This window comes from Streptosporangium sp. NPDC001681, assembly GCF_040298085.1.
Taxonomy (GTDB): domain Bacteria; phylum Actinomycetota; class Actinomycetes; order Streptosporangiales; family Streptosporangiaceae; genus Streptosporangium.
In genome coordinates this window covers 1-20,585 of sequence record NZ_JBEOZN010000161.1, presented here as the reverse complement: position 1 = coordinate 20,585, position 20,585 = coordinate 1, and the positions used below count along the sequence as shown (strand labels likewise).

General features: G+C 71.1%; 19 protein-coding genes. 16 read left to right on the top strand and 3 right to left on the bottom strand.

Annotated features, from left to right (window positions below):
• Nucleotides 1–134: 134 nt before the first annotated feature.
• A complete protein-coding gene (locus tag ABT130_RS41975; protein ID WP_350965345.1) occupies nucleotides 135–1,367 on the bottom strand; it encodes an ABC transporter substrate-binding protein in 1,233 nt (410 codons plus the stop codon).
• Nucleotides 1,368–1,383: 16 nt separating this feature from the next.
• Nucleotides 1,384–2,412: an ABC transporter ATP-binding protein gene (locus ABT130_RS41970; RefSeq protein WP_350965343.1), complete on the bottom strand. Its 1,029-nt coding sequence runs from the start codon at nucleotides 2,410–2,412 to the stop codon at nucleotides 1,384–1,386.
• 177 nt (nucleotides 2,413–2,589) lie between these two features.
• Here ABT130_RS41970 and ABT130_RS41965 point away from each other — a divergent pair, with 177 nt between their 5' ends.
• The 15 genes from ABT130_RS41965 (at nucleotide 2,590) to ABT130_RS41895 (ending at nucleotide 14,036) form a co-directional block, all read left to right on the top strand.
• Nucleotides 2,590–3,318, top strand: coding sequence for a FadR/GntR family transcriptional regulator (locus tag ABT130_RS41965; RefSeq protein WP_350965341.1), 729 nt, complete (start codon nucleotides 2,590–2,592; stop codon nucleotides 3,316–3,318).
• Nucleotides 3,319–3,347: 29 nt separating this feature from the next.
• A complete protein-coding gene (locus ABT130_RS41960; protein WP_350922810.1) occupies nucleotides 3,348–4,055 on the top strand; it encodes a cache domain-containing protein in 708 nt (235 codons plus the stop codon).
• Nucleotides 4,045–4,392: a phosphoribosyl-AMP cyclohydrolase gene (gene hisI, locus ABT130_RS41955; RefSeq protein ID WP_350965339.1), complete on the top strand. Its 348-nt coding sequence runs from the start codon at nucleotides 4,045–4,047 to the stop codon at nucleotides 4,390–4,392. Before ABT130_RS41960 ends, hisI begins: the two co-directional genes overlap by 11 nt.
• Nucleotides 4,389–4,964, top strand: coding sequence for a Trp biosynthesis-associated membrane protein (locus ABT130_RS41950; protein ID WP_350965337.1), 576 nt, complete (start codon nucleotides 4,389–4,391; stop codon nucleotides 4,962–4,964). The genes hisI and ABT130_RS41950 overlap by 4 nt, the downstream gene beginning before the upstream one ends.
• Before the next feature lie 175 nt (nucleotides 4,965–5,139).
• Nucleotides 5,140–5,550: a DUF4190 domain-containing protein gene (locus tag ABT130_RS41945; protein ID WP_350965335.1), complete on the top strand. Its 411-nt coding sequence runs from the start codon at nucleotides 5,140–5,142 to the stop codon at nucleotides 5,548–5,550.
• A gap of 77 nt (nucleotides 5,551–5,627) precedes the next feature.
• On the top strand, nucleotides 5,628–6,068 hold the full coding sequence (locus tag ABT130_RS41940; protein WP_350922800.1) for a DUF2752 domain-containing protein: 441 nt from the start codon (nucleotides 5,628–5,630) through the stop codon (nucleotides 6,066–6,068).
• Nucleotides 6,069–6,237: 169 nt separating this feature from the next.
• On the top strand, nucleotides 6,238–7,047 hold the full coding sequence (gene trpC, locus ABT130_RS41935) for an indole-3-glycerol phosphate synthase TrpC (RefSeq protein ID WP_350965333.1): 810 nt from the start codon (nucleotides 6,238–6,240) through the stop codon (nucleotides 7,045–7,047).
• 78 nt (nucleotides 7,048–7,125) lie between these two features.
• Entirely contained in the window at nucleotides 7,126–8,295 is a 1,170-nt protein-coding gene (gene trpB, locus ABT130_RS41930) for a tryptophan synthase subunit beta (RefSeq protein ID WP_350965347.1), read from the top strand.
• A 58-nt stretch (nucleotides 8,296–8,353) separates the two neighbouring features.
• Nucleotides 8,354–9,148, top strand: coding sequence for a tryptophan synthase subunit alpha (gene trpA, locus ABT130_RS41925; protein ID WP_350965331.1), 795 nt, complete (start codon nucleotides 8,354–8,356; stop codon nucleotides 9,146–9,148).
• 211 nt (nucleotides 9,149–9,359) lie between these two features.
• On the top strand, nucleotides 9,360–9,890 hold the full coding sequence (locus ABT130_RS41920) for a MauE/DoxX family redox-associated membrane protein (RefSeq protein ID WP_342666858.1): 531 nt from the start codon (nucleotides 9,360–9,362) through the stop codon (nucleotides 9,888–9,890).
• Nucleotides 9,890–10,654, top strand: coding sequence for a DsbA family protein (locus ABT130_RS41915; protein WP_350965329.1), 765 nt, complete (start codon nucleotides 9,890–9,892; stop codon nucleotides 10,652–10,654). The genes ABT130_RS41920 and ABT130_RS41915 overlap by 1 nt, the downstream gene beginning before the upstream one ends.
• Nucleotides 10,655–10,680: 26 nt before the next feature.
• Nucleotides 10,681–11,790 (top strand): prolipoprotein diacylglyceryl transferase, encoded by a 1,110-nt coding sequence (gene lgt / locus ABT130_RS41910; protein ID WP_350965328.1) that lies wholly within the window; start codon nucleotides 10,681–10,683, stop codon nucleotides 11,788–11,790.
• Entirely contained in the window at nucleotides 11,787–12,506 is a 720-nt protein-coding gene (locus ABT130_RS41905; protein ID WP_350965326.1) for a VIT1/CCC1 transporter family protein, read from the top strand. Before lgt ends, ABT130_RS41905 begins: the two co-directional genes overlap by 4 nt.
• On the top strand, nucleotides 12,503–13,342 hold the full coding sequence (locus ABT130_RS41900; protein ID WP_350965325.1) for a hypothetical protein: 840 nt from the start codon (nucleotides 12,503–12,505) through the stop codon (nucleotides 13,340–13,342). Before ABT130_RS41905 ends, ABT130_RS41900 begins: the two co-directional genes overlap by 4 nt.
• A 73-nt stretch (nucleotides 13,343–13,415) precedes the next feature.
• Complete coding sequence (locus tag ABT130_RS41895) at nucleotides 13,416–14,036, top strand: hypothetical protein (RefSeq protein ID WP_350965323.1); 621 nt, start codon at nucleotides 13,416–13,418, stop codon at nucleotides 14,034–14,036.
• On the opposite strand, the gene ABT130_RS41890 is transcribed toward ABT130_RS41895, so the two are convergent.
• Entirely contained in the window at nucleotides 14,002–15,672 is a 1,671-nt protein-coding gene (locus ABT130_RS41890) for a bis-aminopropyl spermidine synthase family protein (protein WP_350965321.1), read from the bottom strand. The genes ABT130_RS41895 and ABT130_RS41890 overlap by 35 nt on opposite strands.
• A gap of 199 nt (nucleotides 15,673–15,871) precedes the next feature.
• On the opposite strand from ABT130_RS41890, the gene gltB reads away from it, so the two are divergent.
• Entirely contained in the window at nucleotides 15,872–20,377 is a 4,506-nt protein-coding gene (gene gltB / locus ABT130_RS41885; protein WP_350965319.1) for a glutamate synthase large subunit, read from the top strand.
• Nucleotides 20,378–20,585 lie beyond the last annotated feature (208 nt).

Here is a 20,585-nt window from a genome sequence, read left to right as displayed (position 1 = left end):
CCGCGTTCTCCACCGCCGCCCCCCCCGGGGCCTCGGTGGGCCCCCCCCGGGGGGGGGGGGGGCCCCCGCCCCGGCCGGGGGGGGGGGGGGGGGGGCCCCCGGGGCCCCCCCCCCACGGGTGGTTCCGGCGGGGCTCAGCCCTTGATCTCGGTCCAGGCCCTGGTCCACTCGGAGTAGTCCTTGCACGTGACGTCGGTGCGCCCGTCCAGGCACTGGGCGATGGGGGTGGTCCAGTACCAGACCTTCGAGTAGTAGTCCTCGTCGGTCGCGTGGAAGGTGTCGCAGTGCTTCGGGTCGGCGGTCAGCTCGCAGGACTTCGCGTTCGAGGGCGCCTCCCCGAAATACTCGGCGACCTGGGCGTTGGCCTGGGGCGAGATGATCCAGTCGAGCCACCTGTAGGCGCAGTTCGGGTTCTTGGCGGCGGCGGCGACCATCCAGGTGTCCGACCAGCCGGTGGCCCCCTCCTTGGGCAGCGTCACCTCGACCGGTGCCTTGTCGGCCAGGGCCACATTGGCGATGACCTGCCAGGTGGTGCCCAGCACGGAGTCACCGCTCTTGAAGGCCTGGACCTCCTTGGTGTAGTCGGACCAGTACTCGCCGATGATCTTCCTCTGCTGCTTGAGCAGGTCTACCGAGGCCTGGAACTGCCCCTCGTCCAGGGAGTACGGGTTCTTGATGCCGAGTTCGGGCCTGGTCGCCATCAGGTACAGCGCCGCGTCCGCGATGTAGATCGGGGAGTCGTAGGCGGTGATCTTCCCCGCGTACGGCGAGGCGGGATCGAACACCGCGCCCCAGGAGTCGGGTGCGGGCTTGACCTGGTCGGTGCGCCACATGAGCAGGTTGGCCCCGCGTCCGTGCGGCACGCCGTAGGCGGCCCCGCCGGCCGAGTTCCACGCCTTGTCCTTCAGGCCGGCGAAGACGTCGGCGTAGTTCGGGATCAGGGCGGTGTTGACCGGGGCGACGGTCCCGCCGGCGATCAGCCGCAGCGAGGCGTCTCCCGAGGCGGAGACCGCGTCGTACTCGCCGGTCTTCATGAGGTTGACCATCTCGTCGGAGGTGCCGGCGGTCTTGGAGTTGACCTGGCAGCCGGTGGCCTTCTCGAACGGGGTGACCCAGTCGACCTTGGGGTCGTTGCTCCCGTCCTCGACGTATCCGGCCCAGTTGACCAGGTTGACCTGCCCCTCTCCCGGGCCCAGCGACTGCAGCGCCTCGATCTTGGGCGGGGTGAAGCCGGTCTGGCCGGGGGCGGCGGCGGAGGCGCCGGGTGCGGGCACGGAGCCGGTGCCGCAGGCGGTGACGGTGGCCAGGGCGAGCGCGGAGAGGACGACCGCGCCGTGCCGGGTGACAATCCGGGGGGTGGACCGCATGGGATGACGACCTTTCTTACGGGACGATCGCGAACTCGTGCCGGCGGTGCCAGATGAGCCGGACCCTGGTGCCACGCAGGCCCATCACGTCCATTGACGAGACCTGCAGGTTCTGCTGGAGTGCGATGAGCCGCCCGCCCGCGTCGAGCTCGACCACGAACCGGGTCGCGGGGCCCGCGTAGACGACCTCGGCGACGGTGCCCGTCGCGCTGTGCTCCGTGCCGTCGACCGTCTCGTCGAGGCCGGCGAGGCGCAGCTTCTCCGGGCGCACGCTGAACGTGCCCTCCCGGCCGAGCACCACCTGCGCGGCCTGGCCGGAGATCAGGTTGGAGGTGCCGACGAACCCCGCGACGAACGTGCTCGCGGGCCTCTCGTAGATCTCGGCCGGGGTGCCGACCTGCTCGATCCGCCCCCGGTCGAACACCGCCACCCGGTCGCTCATGGTCAGCGCCTCCTCCTGGTCGTGGGTGACGAACAGGAAGGTGATGCCGACCTCGCGCTGGATCGACTTGAGCTCGACCTGCATCTCCTCACGGAGCTTGAGGTCCAGTGCGCCGAGCGGCTCGTCGAGCAGGAGCACCCGGGGACGGTTGACCAGGGCGCGGGCCAGGGCGACCCGCTGCCGCTGGCCGCCGGAGAGCTGGTTCGGCCTGCGCCGCTCCATGCCCTCCAGCCGGACCGAGGCCAGCGCGGCCAGTGCGCGCTCGCGCCGCTCGGCCCGGGGGACCCGCTTGACCCGCAGGCCGTACTCCACGTTGTCCGCCACGTTCATGTGCGGGAACAGCGCGTAGTCCTGGAAGACCGTGTTGACGTCGCGCTCGAAGGGGGCGAGCCGGGTGACGTCGACCCCGCCGAGCTCGACGGTGCCCGCGCTGGGCGTCTCGAAGCCGGCGATCATCCGCAGCACCGTCGTCTTGCCCGAGCCCGAGGGGCCGAGCATGGCGAAGAACTCACCGTCGGCGATGTCGAGGTCGACGCCGGTGACCGCGTCCACGGCCCCGAAACTCTTGCGGAGGCCGGTCAACCTCACCGCTGGGTCTGACATGACCGAAAACATATGAGGTTAGATGTTTGATGGCAAGAGCCGTTCGGACATCACCGTCGAGGGGACGCGGAGTGAGATCCTCGCGGCGGTGCCGGCCACGCGCGGGCGGCACTCGGGGGATCTCGGACGGGACCCCAGGTGGGAGACTGTATGACCGTCGAAGGCGAGGGAGGGCGCATGGGCATGGCAGACATCTCCGGTGGTGCCCGTCTGGCCGCGTTCGCGCCGGTCGACAGCACCGCGCGGGTCGACGCCGTGGTCAGACGGCTCACCGACGCCATAGTGCTCGGCCTGGTGGCCGACGGCGAGCAGTTGCCCAGCGAGGCGGAGCTCGCCGCCCAGCTGGGCGTGTCCACGGTCACGCTGCGGGAGGCCCTGATGGCCCTGCGCCAGCAGGGCATGGTCGAGACGCGGCGGGGGCGCGGAGGCGGTAGCTTCGTGCGGGCCCCGCGTGAGGCTCCCCGGGCACTCGATCGACTGTGCGCCTTCACCGCGGAGGAGCTCCGCGACCTGGGCGACCACTACGCGGCCATCGCCGGGGCCGCCGCGAGACTGGCCGCGCAGCGGGCACTGCCGGAGGACATCGCGCCGCTCCGCCGCACGCTGCAGGAGATGGCCGGCTCCCGCGACCAGGCCCACCTGCGCAGGCTGCACGGGCGCTTCCACATCGAGGTGGCCGCAGCCTCCCAGTCGGCACGACTCACTCAGGAAGAGATCAGGTTACAGGCTGACATCGGACCATTGCTCTGGTCCGCTCACGGGGGAGACGATGGAACGTCGGCTCGGCACCACGCCATCGCCGAGGCCATTCACCGCGGAGACGACGACCACGCCAGGCTCCTGGCGGAGCGGCACGTGCTCGACGCGATGGAACACCTCATCGAGCTGCGTCTGCGGGAGCCGTGATCGTCGGATGCCTGGGGCGGATGGATCAAGTGAGTGAACACGGTGCGCTGCTGGCGCCCGGCGGCGCGGCCGAGGCGGCCGTAGCCGTCGGCGGCATCGTCGAGGATGTCTTCGAGGGGCTCCACCAGGTACGCGACGCCGTGGTCGGGCTCGTGGGCACCGCGCCGGTGCGCGGTGACCTGGCCGCGCTGCGCCCGCTGCTCTTTCCCCGGCTGGGCGGGCTGATCTCCGGCATCGGGTTCATCGCCGCGCCCGGCCTGCTCATCGACGCGCCCTGGTATCTGGAGTGGTGGCAGGAGGGCGCCTCGGGGGAGCCCGTGCAGCTGCTCCGGGACATGGACCCCTCCAGCAGCGCCTTCTACGACTACACGCACTGGGACTGGTTCGCCGGTCCGCGCTCCGGCGCCGAGCACACTCTCACCGGCCCGTACGTGGATTTCCTCTGCAGCACCGAGTACTCCCTGACCCTGTCGGTGCCCGTGCTGAAGGGCGGGGAGTTCATCGGCGTGGCGGCGGCCGACGTGTTCGTACGCCGCTTCGAGGTCGCCGTCTCGCCACTGCTCCGCAGGGTGGGAGGACCGGCCTTCCTGGTGAACGCGCACGGCAGGGTGGTGGCCTCCACCACCGCCAGATGGCTCGCCGGGTCGGTCTTCAGGGGAGCCCCCGGTCTGCTCGCGAGGCCATGCCGGACGCTACCCCTCTCCCTGGTTGCGGCACAATTGCCGCATGCCCCTTGACCCTGCCATCGCGGCCCGGCTGAAGCGCACCACCGACGGGCTGGTTCCCGCCGTCGTCCAGCAGTACGACACCGGCGAGGTGCTCATGCTCGCCTGGATGGACGACGAGGCGCTGCATCGCACGCTCACCACAGGCAGGGCCACCTACTGGTCACGCAGCAGAGGGTCCTACTGGGTGAAAGGTGACACCTCAGGCCACGTCCAGCACGTCAAGTCCGCCGCGCTCGACTGTGACGGCGACACCATCCTGCTCAGGGTCGACCAGGTGGGCGCCGCCTGCCACACGGGCGATCGGACCTGCTTCGACGCCGACGAGCTGGTGGTGACCCGGGCGTGACGGCCAAGCGGGAGCTGTGGACCTGGCTGGCGGCCTGCGTGGCCGGCGCCGCGCTCGTGCTGCTCGCCGCCGGGCGCGACTGGTTCACCGTGACGTACGGCACCCGCGAGGTGGCGGTCCCCGCCGCGGAACTGGCCCCCGCGCTGGGGCCCGCGGCCTGGGCGGCACTCGCCGCGGTGGTCGCCGTGCTCGCGACGGCAGGCGTGTGGCGCAGGGTCGTCGGCGCGGTGATGGCGCTCTGCGGGGCCGGGGTGGTGGCCGCCTCCTGGTGGGGGAGCGGCGCGAGCGCCGCACTGCGGATCTCCGCGGAGCAGGCGCCGGTGGTCGTGGACTCCGTGCCGCGGGTCGCCTCGGCCGTCGTCTGGCCGATCATCGCCTCCGCGGGGGGGCTGCTCCTGCTGGCCGGGGGAGTGACGGCCCTCCTGCGGGGCGGCCGATGGCCGGGCATGTCCGATCGCTACAACCGCCAGGGCTCCGCCCCCGCCGAGAGCGCCCCCAGCGAGCGGGCACTGTGGGACGCCCTCGACGAGGGCACCGACCCGACGGTCGATCAGGACCCCCGGGAGCACTGACCTCGGCGGAAACACGGCCTCCGCGCGCTCGGTGCGCTCTCCTCGATCCCGCGGCCCGAGATCCGAGGGGCGTGCGCCCCGACTACGACTTGCTTACAGGCGTGCCCGGACTCCTTCGGCCCGGGAGTGTTTTCGCTAGGATTTCGCCCGCAACTTAGATAAACGGGAGTCATTCATGAGCTATGGCAATCAGCCGGGTGGTTACGGGCAACCCCCGGGAGGCGGTGGCTATGGCTCTCCGGGTGGTTACGGTTCGTCCGGTGGTTACGGCCCGCCGCCCGGTGGCGGTTACGACGCCTACGGCGGTTACGGTGCGCCGCCTCCCCGGGGTAACAACGGCATGGCCATCGCTGCGCTGATCATGGGGATCGCGGGGCTGTTCGTCTGCGGTCTCACCTCGATCGTGGGCGTGGTGCTGGGCCACATCTCGCTGGGGCAGATCAAGCGGACGGGCGAGGAGGGGCGGGGCATGGCCATCGCCGGCCTGGTCCTGTCCTACTTCGGGATCGCGTGCTGGCTGGCGGTGCTGGCCTGGCTGGTCGTGGTCGGTGCCATCTTCAGCAGTGCCTCCCTGACGGGTGTCTGAACCTGACGGTCGGCTGAGGCGGGTCCGCGTCCGGCGCGAGTAGGGTGGCCGGTGAGGGGGTGCCGACGGCCGTGCTCATGGGGAAGATCGCTGGTTCGCGCGCGCGGGCCGTGCTGGCGCCGCTCGGTACCGCGCTGGTGGCGGGTGCCGCGGTCGCGTTCGTCGGGGCGGTCGATCCGAACGAGCCCGGTCACTACCCGACCTGCCCGTTCCTCATGCTCACCGGTCTGTACTGCCCCGGCTGCGGCGGCCTGCGGGCCGTGCACGCGCTCGTGCACGGCGATCCGGTGACGGCGCTGGGGCTCAACCCGATCGTCACCCTCATGGTCCCGGTGCTGGTCGTGCTCTGGGGTCGCTGGGTGCTGCGTGCCTGGTGGGGTGGTCGGTCCGGAAGGGAATCGGGTGGGCCGCCCGTGGCGAAATCCATACGTCCGGCCTATGTCTGGTTATTTCTTGCTTTAATGATCGTGTTTTGGATAGTACGAAATCTCCCTTTTGGGGAATTCTTGGGCCCATAGTCGCCTTTGTGCTTCACCCAGTGGCGGGGCGACCCCGGCCGGGCCGATAGCATCGGCGGGACAAGGGCAGTCGATCGGGAGGGGCCTTACTCGTGAGCGAGCGGAGCGAGCGAACCACGGACACGGCAGCGTTCGCGAACCTGGCCTCTGAACTTCGCGGGGAGGGCAAATGAGCGTGCTTGAGGAAATCCTCGAAGGAGTCCGCGCCGACCTGGCCGAGCGGCAGGAGAAGGTGACGCTGGCCGAGCTCAAGGAGCGGGCCGGGCGGGCGCCCACCCCCCGTGACGCCTACGCGGCGCTGGGCGGCGACCAGGTGGCGGTCATCGCCGAGGTCAAGCGTTCCAGCCCGTCCAAGGGCGCGATGGCCGCGATCGCCGACCCCGCCGCGCTGGCCGGCGACTACGAGTCGGGCGGTGCCCACGTCATCAGCGTGCTCACCGAGCGACGCCGCTTCGGCGGCAGCCTGGACGACCTGGCCGCCGTGCGCGCCGTCGTCGACATCCCGGTGCTGCGCAAGGACTTCATCGTCACCTCGTACCAGCTCTGGGAGGCCCGCGCCTACGGCGCCGACCTGGCGCTGCTGATCGTGGCGGCGCTCGACCAGAACGCGCTGGTCTCGCTCATCGAGCGGGCCGAGTCGATCGGGCTGACCCCGCTGGTCGAGGTGCACACCGAGGAGGAGCTCGACCGGGCGCTCACCGCCGGAGCCAAGATCATCGGTATCAACGCGCGGAACCTCAAGACGCTTGAGGTGGACCGCGACGTGTTCGCCAAGCTCGCCCCCAAGGTTCCCGACGGGATCATCAAGATCGCCGAGTCGGGCGTGCGCGGCCCCCATGACCTGCTCGCCTACGCCAGGGCGGGCGCCGACGCCGTCCTGGTCGGCGAGAGCCTGGTGACCGGCAAGGATCCGCGGGCCGCCGTGGTCGACCTGGTCACCGCCGGTGCCCACCCCGCATCCCGACCCGAGGGGCAGTAAGCAGTGACAACGCACGAAGGAACCGTCCTCACCGCCGCGGACCTCGCCGGGAACGGCCTCCACGGCAACGACCCGGACATCCACGGCAAGTTCGGCGTCTTCGGCGGCCGCTACGTGCCCGAGGCGCTCATCCCGGCCCTGGACGAGGTCGCGGCGGAGTACGACAAGGCGAAGAGCGACGTGGCGTTCCTTCGGGAGTTCGACCACCTGCTGCGCACCTACGCCGGGCGGCCGACCACGCTGACCGAGGTGCCCCGCTTCGCCGAGCAGGCGGGGGGCGCCCGGATCATCCTCAAGCGCGAGGACCTGACCCACACCGGCGCCCACAAGATCAACAATGTGCTCGGCCAGGCCCTGCTGACCAAGCGCCTGGGCAAGACGCGAGTGATCGCCGAGACCGGTGCCGGCCAGCACGGCGTCGCCACCGCGACCGCCGCCGCCCTGATGGGCCTGGAGTGCGTGATCTACATGGGGGCCGTCGACTGCGAGCGTCAGGCGCTCAACGTCGCCCGGATGAAGCTGCTCGGCGCTACGGTCGTCCCGGTCACCAACGGCAGCCAGACCCTCAAGGACGCCATCAACGAGGCCTTCCGCGACTGGGTCGCCAACGTCGACCGCACCCACTACCTCTTCGGCACCATCGCCGGGCCGCACCCGTTCCCGGAGATCGTCCGCGACTTCGCCCGCATCATCGGCGTCGAGGCCCGCCGTCAGATGCTGGAGCTCACCGGCGGGCTGCCCGACGCGGTCGCCGCGGCGGTCGGCGGCGGTTCCAACGCGATCGGCATCTTCCACGCCTTCCTCGGGGACACAGGCGTCCGGCTGCACGGCTACGAGGCGGGCGGCCGGGGCCTGGAGAGCGGCGAGCACGCGCTCACCCTCACCGCGGGCTCCGTCGGGGTGCTGCACGGCTCGCGCACCTACGTGCTGCAGGACGAGGAGGGCCAGACCGTCGAGTCGCACTCGATCTCAGCCGGGCTCGACTACCCGGGCGTCGGCCCCGAGCACGCCTGGCTCAAGGACACCGGCCGCGCCACCTACCACGGCATCACCGATGCCGAGGCGATGGAGGCCTTCTCGCTGCTCGCCCGCACCGAGGGCATCATCCCCGCGATCGAGTCCTCGCACGCGCTCGCCGGAGCCCTCAAGCTCGGTCGCGAGATGGGTCCCGGGGCGACGATCCTGGTCAACCTCTCGGGGCGGGGCGACAAGGACATGGGCACCGCGATGAAGTACTTCAACCTCTGACTACCGACTTGCCTCCCCTCCGGCGCGCCGGAGGGGACGAACCGCAACGGAAACCACGATGACGACTCTTCAGACGGTGTTCGCCAAGGCCAAGGCGGACGGCCGCGCCGCCCTCATCGGATATCTCCCCGCTGGGTTCCCCAGCAAGGAGGGTGCGATCGCCGTCGCCACCGCCATGGTGGACGCCGGCTGCGATGTGATCGAGATCGGCCTGCCCTACTCCGATCCCCTCATGGACGGCCCGACGATCCAGGACGCCGTGCACCGGGCGCTGACCAACGGCACCCGTATCGCCGACGTGCTGCGCACCGTCGAGGGCGTGGCCAAGACCGGTGCCGCCACCCTGGTCATGACGTACTGGAACCCGATCGACCGCTACGGCGCCGACCGCTTCGCCCGTGACCTGGCGAACGCGGGCGGGGTGGGCACCATCACCCCCGACCTGACCCCCGAGGAGGCCGGGCCCTGGCGCGAGGCCAGTGCCGGGGCCGGGATCGACACGGTCTTCCTGGTCGCGCCCAGCTCCACCGAGGCCCGTATCAAGGCGGTCGTCGACAGCTGCACCGGCTTCGTCTACGCGGCCTCGCTGATGGGCGTCACCGGTGCCCGCGACTCGGTCGGCGCGGCCGCGCAGGGCCTGGTCGAGCGCACCCGCTCGCACACCTCCCTTCCGGTCTGCGTCGGCCTGGGCGTCGGCACCGGCAGGCAGGCCGCAGAGGTGGCGGGTTACGCCGACGGCGTCATCGTGGGGTCGGCGTTCATCCGCCGCGTTCTCGACGCGCCGGACGAGGCCTCGGGGCTGGCGTCGGTCCGTGAGCTGGGCGCCGAGCTGGCGGCGGGTGTCCGCGGCTGACGAGCCCGTTCGAGAGCGGCTCCCTTACTCGAAGAAAGGGGCCGCTCCCGCTTCCGCGCCTGCCAGGCAGGCTTATTCGATGCTTATCAGGCTCGTGATGAGGTTTTCCTCGAATACCTGGCATTCGCCGAAGACGTCTGTGGCCGGGGCTTGGAATAGGAGAATGGTGCTCGTGACCTCTGATAACCCCGCGCCCAATAGGTCGCGTATCGTGATTTCGACGCTACCCTGGGTAACGACCGTCTCACGGCTGGTGCTGGCGGGAGTGCTGATCGTCGCGGGTTGGGGCAAGATCGGCACTCCGGTGCTCTCGGTTCAGGCGGTCGAGGCATACGATCTGCTCCCCAAATCGCTCGCCACGGCGGTCGGCTACGGCCTGCCGATCCTGGAGATCGTCGTGGGATTGTTGCTGGTCGTCGGGCTGCTCACCCGAGCGGCGGGTGTCATCTCGGCGCTGCTTATGCTGGCGTTCGTCATCGGCATCGCCTCGGCGTGGGCGCGCGGGCTGCGCATCGACTGCGGCTGCTTCGGCGGTGGCGGTCAGCTGGCGGCCGGGGTGGAGCCCGACTACCTCATCGACATCCTGCGTGACTTCGGTCTCTTCGGACTCGGCGTGTTCGTCGCGGTCTTCCCCCCGGGCCGCTTCGCGCTGGACTCCGCGCTTGGGCTCACCCCGGGCGAGGAGTCGTACGAGGACGTCGAGAGCGATGACGAGGAGCTCCAGGAGAAGGAGGCTTACTGATGGGCAAGGCCGCGCGGGAGCAGTCGGCGCGTGATCGGATCAAGGCGCAGCGCGCAGAGCAGATGCGGAGGGACAAGCGAAAGCGTGTGGCGACCATCGCGACCGCGGCCGTCGTCGCGATCGCCGCCGTCGGCGGTGGCTGGTGGTTCGCCGCCCAGAGCAGCAAGTCCGAGCAGGTCGGAGCCTCGCTCGCGCCGATCACCGTCGCCGGGGACGGTTCGGTGGTCATGGCCAGACCGGGTGTGGAGAAGCCGGTCCTGGACGTCTTCGAGGACTTCCAGTGCCCCGCCTGCAGGGCGCTGGAGGAGACCAGCGGCCCAACGATCAAGAACCTGGCGGCCGAGGGCAAGGCCAAGGTGGTCTACCACCCGATCACGATCTTCCAGGAACAGACCAACAAGGGGATCACCCGGGCCAACTCGCTGCGCGCCGCGTCGGCGATCCGCTGCATCCCCGGGGGCGCCCCGTGGATCGCCTTCCACGACAAGCTGTTCAAGGAGCAGCCCTCGGAGCTCGTGGAGGGTTTCAAGATCCCTGACCTGATCGCCTGGGGCAAGGACGCCGGGGTGACCGATCCCGGCTTCGAGGCGTGCGTGACCAGCCAGGAGAAGGCGCCCGCGCACATCGCCTACAGCACCAAGGTCATGGAGTCCCAGAAGCTCACGGGCACCCCGACGCTGAAGCTCAACGGCGTCGAGTTGGACACGAACGTGGCTTTCAAGCCGGCCGAGCTACGTCAGGCCGTTCTTGATGCCGCCAAGTAGCCCGGGACACGGTAACGTCACCTGACATGCCCCTCGCCTCGATTCCCAGCCCCTCCCAGGGGGTCTGGTATCTGTTCGGCGTGGTCCCCATCCGGGCCTACGCACTGTGTATCGTGCTCGGCGTCGTCGTCGCGGTAGTCATCGGCGAGCGCCGCTGGCGTGCCCGCGGCGGTGAGCCGGGGACGATCGTGGATCTCGCCGTCTGGGCCGTGCCGTTCGGCCTGGTCGGTGGACGCCTCTATCACGTCATCACCGACTGGCAGCTCTACTTCGGGCCGGACGCACCCAACGAGCCGATCGAGGCGCTGTTCATCTGGAACGGCGGCCTGGGCATCTGGGGTGCCGTCGCACTGGGTGGAGTGGGCGTCTGGCTGGGGTGCCGCAACAGGGGCATCTCCCTGTCCGCGGTGGCCGACACCGTCGCCCCCGGGATCGCGGTGGCCCAGGCCATCGGCCGCTGGGGCAACTACTTCAACCAGGAGCTGTTCGGCAGCCCCACCGACCTGCCGTGGGGTCTGGAGATCGACCCCGACCGGCCGGGCACGGTGCCGGGCGAGGCCACCTACCACCCGGCGTTCCTGTACGAGTCGATCTGGGACCTGGGCCTGGCGCTGGTTCTCATCTGGGCAGGGCGCAAATTCGCGCTCCGCCACGCCCGCCTGTTCGCGCTCTACGTCGCCGGCTACACCGTGGGCCGCTTCTGGATCGAGGGGCTGCGGGTCGACAGCGCCCACCACATCCTCGGCCTGCGGCTCAACCAGTGGACCTCGATCGTCCTGTTCATCGGGGCGATGGCCTACTTCTGGTACGCCAGGAACAAGAGCAACGCCGAGCAGGTCCGCCCGCTGCCCGATCCGGCCGCCGAGCCCGTGCAGGGCGAGACAGCCGACGCGGACAAGGGCGAGGCCGGGGCCGACACCGATGCCGAGCCGGTCATCACCCCGGCCGCCTCGGACGGGGAGGACACCGCCGACCCGGCTCACCCGTCCGGCCTGGCCGACCCCGACGAGAGCGGCGGCACGGCGAAGGAGGACGGTGAGCCGCGGCTCATCTCCGGCACGCTCACGGCCGACGACTCGGTCGATCCGGCCCACCCGTCCGACCTGGCCGACCAGGAGGAGAAAGGATCCCGGTGAGCGGCGACGACTCGGGGGGCCGCGCCGAGATGCACCACCGGCATCGCGACGTCAACGGCGGCTGGCTGCGGCCGTCGGTGTTCGGCGCGATGGACGGCCTCGTCTCGAACTTCGCCCTGATCGCCGGTGTCGCCGGCGGCACCGGCGACACCACGGTCATCGTGCTGGCCGGGGTCGCGGGGCTGGCGGCGGGCGCGTTCTCCATGGCCGGGGGTGAGTACGTCTCGGTGGCCAGCCAGCGGGAACTCGCCCTGGCCGAGATCGACGTCGAGCGGCGCGAGCTTGAGCGCCACCCCGAGGCCGAGCAGCAGGAGCTCGCCAAGCTCTACGAGGACCGGGGCGTCGAGCCCGCCGTGGCGGCCGAGGTGGCCCGGCAGATCTCGATGGACCCCGACCGGGCGCTCGAGGTGCACACCCAGGCCGAACTGGGGGTCACCGCCCAGGACCTGCCCTCGCCCAGGATCGCCGCGATCTCCTCGTTCCTGTCGTTCGGCGTGGGCGCGCTCCTGCCGCTCCTGCCGTACCTGCTCGGGGTCACCAGCCTGGTGACCTCGGCGGTGATCTCCTGCCTGGCCCTGTTCGGCGCGGGCGCGCTGGTCTCCCGGGTCACCGCGCGCAGCTGGTGGTACAGCGGGCTGCGTCAGCTCCTCGTCGGCGCGGTCGCCGCGGCCCTGACCTTCGGCCTGGGCACCCTCCTGGGAGGGGTCGGACTGTGACCCCCCCGGCCGGCCCGCCCGCCACACCCGCGCGCAAGCGCCGCCGCACCTCCGCCAGGGCGCGGACCGAGGACATCACCCGGCTGGACGAGTGGGGGCTGACCCGGCCCCAGCAGCGGCTGCTGATGATCTTCGGGGCGGTGGCGGGCGTGCTGGTCGCCGCGGTCGCCCTCACCCTCGCGATCTCCGCGATCGGCAACGACTTCGTGCCCGAACGGGCCACCGCCTCGGTCATCGGCACCGAGCCGAGGCCCGACGTCTACAAGGGCTGGCCCTCCTCCAAGGTGTTCGCCCCGATCGCGCAGAGCAAGGCCGACCCCAAGCCGCTGACGGTCAAGGATCTCTTCGCCACCAGGACCCTCAAGGAGGGCAGGGTCACGCTGAGGCTGGCGGCCACCCGCCTGGAGGCCGGCTGCGCGATGGCGACCTGGGGGCAGGGGCTCGCCGACCTGCTCGCCCAGGGCGGGTGCACCCAGGTGGCCAGGGGCCTGTACGTCAGCGCGGACGGCCGCTACGTCGCCCAGTACACCCTGTTCAACCTCCGCGACACCGCCTCGGCCGACACGCTGGTGAACACGCTGACCACCCTGCACCGAGGTGGCTGGGTCCGGCCGCTCCAGGCGGGCAAGGCCGTCTTCCCCGCCGGGGGGCACACCGAGTCCAGCGGGCACGCCATGGGGCACTACGCGGGCCTGGTCTGGATCGGCAGGACCGACGGCGCCGATCCCGGGCCGAAGGACGACTTCGTCTCGCTGGCTCTGACGGTCCGCGGCGTGGAGAAGGCGATCTTCCGCCGCATCGTCGCCGCCTCCCCCGCGCCCGCCCCGTCCAAATAGTCCCCGCCGTCCCCGGGTCCACCCCGGCTCAGTGGTCCCTGGCGTCCCGCCTGTCGAAGTAAGCTCTTTCCCCATGCGCAAGTGGATCGCCGTCACCGTCGCCGTGCTGGTCGTGGTCGCCGGGGTGGCGGCCTTCCTCCTGCTGGGGGGCAGGCCCGACCCGCGCGCCGCCGTCCTTCGTGCGGAGCCCAGTACGGCCCACTACGCGCCCATCGCGACCCGCGCCCTCGACCCCCAGCCGCTGACCGTCGCCGAGATGTTCCCCGGCCCCTCGGTGTCGGCGGGCACGACCAGGCTCGCGCTCAAGACCACCGAGACCCTCGCCGACTGCGCCGAGGCGGCCTGGGGGAGCGCGCTGGACGCGCTTGACGGGTGCACGCAGGTGCTGCGGGCCCGCTACGAGACCGAGGACGGCGAGGTCTCCGGCCAGTTCCTGATTTTCAACCTCGCGGACTCCGCCGCCGCGGACAGACTCGTGGCGGCGCTCAGGAGTGACGGCTTCGTCCGGCCCGCTCCCGACACGCCCGAGGGTTTCGACGGCTCACGCAGCTGGGCACAGGCCCGTGCCCTGGGGCACTACGCCACGGTGAGCTGGGTCGCCCCGGTGGTCGAGGGTGGTCAGGTGGATCTCACCTACCCGCAGGTCGCCGTGGACGGCCTCAGCCTGGCGATCCAGCGCCGGCTGGTGCGCTGAGGGAGCTCTCCACCGCGGCCCGGAGCTCCAGTAGCCGGTGGGCGGGCAGTTCGAGGACCGTGACGTCGTCCGCCCACGGGGCGACGGCGGCGATGACCGCCCTGGCCTGCTTCTTCGTCAACTCGCCCCGGACCTTGATCAGGGCCTCGCGCCAGGTGTTGGCGAGCTTGCCGTGCGCGTTGTCCAGGACGCGGCGCAGGATCCGGGCCGTGTCGTCCTGGTGAGGCGTCGTCCGTACGGCGCGTACGGACGCGCCCTCGACGGTGAGGTCGTAGACGGGGGCGAGCAGGTCGGCGGGGAGGTTTCCGGGGGCCGCGGCCAGGGTGACCCGGACCTCCCCGGCGCGGGTGGCCAGCAGCAGCCGGGGCAGCGCGGCCTCCAGCCCGGCCGGTACGGAGATCGCCACCCTGGCCGGGGCACTGGCGTAGGGTTTGGCCAGCCAGGTCGCCAGGCGCGCCCTGGGGGCTCTGGGCAGCACGTCGCGGGGCCACTCGCCCACCAGCACCTCCGGGACGAACCCGCCCTCGAAACCGGCTGCGGAGGCCACCGTGGAGTCCACAGTGGACTCCACGGACTGGGGACCCTGCGTGTAGATGGCGGTGCCGGAGGAGTCGGTACGGGCGGCCGCGGCCGGCCAGGTCCTCGTGGTGGGGCGCAGGACGTACAGGTCGGCGGCCGAGCCGATGGCCTCGGCGCCGAGGTAGCGGTTGAAGTCGGGGTAGATCGCCTCGTTGACCAGGTTGAGCTGGGACAGGGCCTGCTGCACCTTGAGGGCGAGCGCGGGGGTGCGCTCGCTCGCACCGTACGCCAGCATGATCCGGCCCTGTTCGCGGTCGCGCAGCCCCTCCGCGCAGCGGGCGACGAACAGCCCGACCCCCTCGGGGGTGTAGGGCGGGTCGGTGATCGCCAGATCGGCCCAGGCCTGCGTGGAGGCGGGCAGTCCCAGGCGCAGGTCGGCCCAGCGGGTCCGCACGGCCAGCCCGAGCCGGTCGGCCTGGCCGGCGATGTAGGCCAGGATGCGCTCGTCGACGTCGACGACCGTCACCTCGACGCCGGGGTGCAGCATCGCGGTGGCCAGCGAGGTCAGGTCGTGGTCGCCCACGCACAGCAGCCGGGCGCCGTCCAGCCAGAACCGGGCGTCCAGCAGCAGCGCCCGCCGGACCACGGTGTCGCCGGTCGCGGCGACGTGGTCCAGCGTGTGGCGGCCCCGGGGGGCCTTGGCGATCAGCTCGTCCATTCGCGCGACCAGTTCCGCCCGGTCGGAAAGGAGGTGCGCCACCGGGTCGGCCGGTGCGAGGGTGCTCACCTCCTGCCCGGCCCAGTGGGCGGGAAGCCTGAAGCGGTCGCCGGAGCGTTCCAGCTCCCCGTCCACCTCGCGCAGCAGCGCCTCGATGGTCCGCCGCGACGTCGCGGTCCGCCTGACCAGGTCGGCGAGAGTCCACCAGCGGCCGTCGCCCAGCGCGGCCAGCGCGATCCTCAGCCGCCTGCCGTCGACGCCCAGTCGGGCGACGAGCGCCCTGACCCCCTCGTGGGCGGCCGGGTCGCCCGGCACCTCCGACACGCCCGGGGTGTGCGCGGTTCCGGTGTTTGTCAGGCCGCTGTGGTCGCCCGATTCGGCGGGGGCGCTCGGTTCCATTCGGCCACCTTAAAGCCCGGACCTGGAATGTCGTGCCATCAGCGCGTGTTAAACAAACCGGGCGAATCGGTGCCAAATAGGTGCGACCTGACCGGGTAGGCCGGTATCCGGCAGGGTACGGTAACCTCTACCCACCACGCAGCAGGGCCAACGTCGTCCCTTGCTTGTTCCAAAGAAGCAAGACGACGGGAGGGATTCGATGCCCGCTGCCCACCTCGGCTTTCCCGAGCCCCAGGGCCTGTACCACCCCTCGCACGAGCACGACGCCTGTGGCGTCGCCATGGTCGCGGACGTGGCCGGTCGCCGCAGCCACGACATCGTCGCGAAGGCACTGACCGCCCTGTGCAACCTCGATCACCGAGGAGCCCAGGGAAGCGAGCCGGACACCGGCGACGGCGCCGGGATCCTGACGCAGATCCCCGACACCTTCTTCCGCACGGTGGTGGGCTTCCCCCTGCCGGTGGCGGGCGCCTACGCCGTCGGCACGGCCTTCCTGCCCGCCGACGCGCCGGCCCGCGCCGCGGCGGTGCGGCTGATCGAGGAGATCGCCGAGCAGGAGGGCCTGACGGTCATCGGCTGGCGCGACGTGCCGACCACCCCCGACCTGCCCGGGCCGAGCGCCCGCGCGGTGATGCCGTTCTTCGGCCAGCTGTTCGTGACGTCCCCCAACGGCGAGACCGGCCTGGAGCTGGACCGGCTGGCCTTCTGCCTGCGCAAGCGGGCCGAGCACGAGGCGAACGTCTACTTTCCCTCGCTGAGCTGCCGGACCATCGTCTACAAGGGCATGCTCACCCCGCTGCAGGTCGAGCAGTTCTTCCCCGACCTCAGCGACGAGCGCTACGAGACCGCGATCTCGCTGGTCCACTCGCGTTTCTCCACCAACACCTTCCCCTCATGGCCGCTGGCGCACCCGTACCGCTACATCGCCCACAACGGTGAGATCAACACGGTCAAGGGCAACCGCAACTGGATGCGGGCCCGCGAGGCCATGCTGCGGACCGCGAACCTGCCGGGAGACCTGTCGCGGCTCTTCCCGATCTGCGACCCGGCCGGCTCCGACACCGCCTCCTTCGACGAGACCCTGGAACTCCTGCACCTCGCCGGGCGCCGGCTGCCGCACGCGGTGCTGATGATGATCCCCGAGGCGTGGGAGAACCACACCGAGATGGACCCCGCCCGGCGGGCGTTCTACGAGTTCCACTCCACCCTCATGGAGGCCTGGGACGGCCCGGCCTCGATCACCTTCTCCGACGGCACCCTGGTCGGCGCGGTACTCGACCGCAACGGCCTGCGCCCGGGGCGGTTCTGGGTCACCACCGACGGCCTGGTCGTGCTGGCCTCCGAGGCCGGCGTGCTCGACATCGCCCCCGAGGACGTGGTCCGCAAGGGCCGCCTGCAGCCCGGCAAGATGTTCCTGATCGACACCGAGCTCGGCAAGATCATCGAGGACGACGAGATCAAGGCCGAGCTGGCGGCCGAGCTGCCGTACGCGGACTGGCTGCACGCCGGGCTGGTCCGCTTCGAGGAACTGCCCGCCCGCTCGCACGAGGTCCCGACGCACGAGGCGCTGATCAAGCGGCAGCAGACCTTCGGCTACACCGAGGAGGAACTGCGGATCATCCTGGCGCCGATGGCCAGGGCGGGCGCCGAGCCGATCGGCTCGATGGGCACCGACACCCCCGTCGCGGTGCTCAGCGAGAAGCCCCGGCTGCTGTTCGACTACTTCAGCCAGCTGTTCGCGCAGGTCACCAACCCGCCGCTGGACGCGATCCGGGAGGAGCTCGTCACTTCCCTGGCCACCACCATCGGCCCCGAGGGCAACCTGCTCGACCCGGGCCCGGCCTCCTGCCGCCAGCTGGTGCTGCCCTATCCGGTGATCGACAACGACGAGCTCGCGAAGATCATCCACATCAACGACGAGGGCGCGCTGCCGGGCTTCCGCCCGCACGTGGTCCGTGGCCTGTACGAGGTCGCGGGCGGTGGCGAGGCACTGCTCGGCCGCATCGAGGAGATCCGCGCCGAGGTCTCCGAGGCGATCGAGAGCGGGGCGCGGATCATCGTCCTCTCCGACCGGGGCTCCTCCGACGTGCTGGCGCCGATCCCGTCGCTGCTGCTCACCGGTGCCGTCCACCACCACCTGATCGCCGAGAAGACCCGCACCAGGGTCGGCCTGGTCATCGAGACCGGCGAGGCGCGCGAGGCGCACCACATGGCGCTGCTCATCGGCTACGGCGCGGGTGCGGTCAACCCGTACCTGGCCATCGAGACCGTCGAGGACATGGTCGACTCCGGTGTGCTGCGGGTCGACAGGCACAAGGCCGTGCGCAACCTCATCAAGGCGTACGGCAAGGGCGTGCTGAAGGTCATGTCCAAGATGGGGGTGTCCACCGTCGCCTCCTACACCGGTGCGCAGATCTTCGAGGCGCTCGGCCTGAGCCAGGAGGTCGTCGACGCCTGCTTCACCGGGACCACCTCCCGGCTGGGCGGTGTCGGCTTCGACGTCCTCGCCGAGGAGGCGGCGCTGCGCCACCGGCGCGCCTACCCCCGGGCCGAGAACGCCCACCGCCGTCTGGAGGTCGGCGGCGAGTACCAGTGGCGCCGCGAGGGCGAGCCGCACCTGTTCAACCCCGAGACCGTCTTCAAGCTGCAGCACGCCACCCGCTCGCGCCGCTACGAGATCTTCAAGGAGTACACCGGCCTGGTGGACTCCCAGGCGGAGCGGCTGATGACGCTGCGGGGCCTGTTCAAGCTGAAGGAGGGGGTCCGCGAGCCGGTGCCGATCGACGAGGTCGAGCCGGTCAGCGAGATCGTCAAGCGGTTCTCCACCGGCGCCATGTCGTACGGCTCCATCTCGATGGAGGCGCACGAGACGCTCGCCATCGCGATGAACCGGCTGGGCGGCAAGTCCAACACCGGTGAGGGCGGCGAGGACCCCGAGCGGCTCCACGACCCGGTCCGCCGCTCGGCCATCAAGCAGGTGGCCTCCGGCCGGTTCGGCGTGACGTCGGAGTACCTGGTCAACGCCGACGACCTGCAGATCAAGATGGCCCAGGGCGCCAAGCCCGGCGAGGGCGGCCAGCTGCCCGGCCACAAGGTCTACCCGTGGATCGCCAAGACCCGGCACTCCACCCCGGGCGTCGGCCTCATCTCGCCGCCGCCGCACCACGACATCTACACCATCGAGGACCTCGCCCAGCTCATCCACGACCTGAAGAACGCCAACCCCGCCGCCCGCGTGCACGTCAAGCTGGTGGCCGAGGTCGGCGTCGGAACGGTCGCGGCGGGCGTGTCCAAGGCCCACGCCGACGTCGTGCTCATCTCCGGCCACGACGGCGGCACCGGTGCCTCCCCGCTGACCTCGCTCAAGCACGCGGGCGCCCCCTGGGAGCTCGGACTGGCCGAGACCCAGCAGACGCTGCTGCTCAACGGCCTGCGCGACCGGATCATCGTCCAGGTCGACGGCCAGCTCAAGACCGGCCGCGACGTGGTCATCGCCGCGCTGCTCGGCGCCGAGGAGTACGGCTTCGCCACGGCACCCCTGGTCGTCTCCGGCTGCGTGATGATGCGCGTCTGCCACCTGGACACCTGCCCGGTCGGCGTCGCCACTCAGAACCCCGAGCTGCGCAAGAGGTTCACCGGCAAGCCCGAGTTCGTGGTCAACTTCTTCGAGTTCGTCGCCGAGGAGATCCGCGAGTATCTCGCCGCGCTGGGCTTCCGCAGCCTGGAGGAGGCCGTCGGCCACGCCGAGCTGCTGGACACCACCTCGGCGGAGAACCACTGGAAGGCCGCGGGTCTTGACCTGGCACCGATCCTGCACCAGCCCGAGTTGCCCGCCGGCGCCTCGCTCCGCCGCGTGGTGGGGCAGGACCACGGACTGGCGAGGGCGCTGGACAACACGCTGATCCAGCTCGCGGAGGGCGCGCTCAAGGACGGTTCCCGGGTCACCCTCGAACTGCCCATCCGCAACGTCAACCGCACCGTCGGAACCATGCTCGGCCATGAGGTGACCAAGCGGTACGGCGGCGCCGGCCTGCCCGACAACACCATCGACGTGCGCTTCACCGGCTCCGCGGGCAACTCCTTCGGCGCCTTCCTGCCCAGGGGCGTCACGCTGCGGCTGACCGGTGACGCCAACGACTACGTCGGCAAGGGCCTGTCCGGCGGCCGGATCTCGGTCCAGCCGCACGAGGCGGCCCCGCTGGAGGGGCACATCATCGCCGGCAACGTCGGCCTGTACGGCGCGACCTCCGGCGAGGCGTTCATCCGCGGCGTCGTGGGGGAGCGGTTCTGCGTCCGCAACTCCGGCGCCACCGCGGTGGTCGAGGGCGTCGGCGACCACGGCTGCGAGTACATGACCGGCGGCAGAGCGGTCATCCTCGGTCCGACCGGCCGCAACTTCGCGGCCGGCATGTCGGGCGGCGTCGCCTACCTGCTCGACCCCGACGTCGAGCGGGTCAACCGCGAGATGGTGGAGATCGAGGAGCTCGACGAGGCCGACTCCGAGACGCTGCGCGAGATCGTCGAGGCGCACCTGGCCGAGACCGGCTCCACGGTGGCCAAGGCGCTGCTGGCCGACTGGGACCCGTCCCGCTTCGGCAAGATCATGCCGACGGACTACAAGCGGGTCCTGCGGGCCGCCGAGTCCGCCCGGCTGGAGGGCCGCGACATCGACGAGGCGGTCATGACCGCCGCGGTCCAGGGGTGAGGCCGATGTCCACGCGCACCCCGGCCGGGAACCCCCGGCGACTCGTCCACACCGCTCAGGCTGTTCAGGGATAAGGGAGGTACGACCGATGGCCGACCCCAAGGGTTTCCTCACTCACGGACGAGAGCTGCCGACGCGCCGCCCGGTGGACGTCCGCATCCGCGACTGGCGGGAGGTCTACGAGGACTTCCCCAAGCCCGCGCTGACC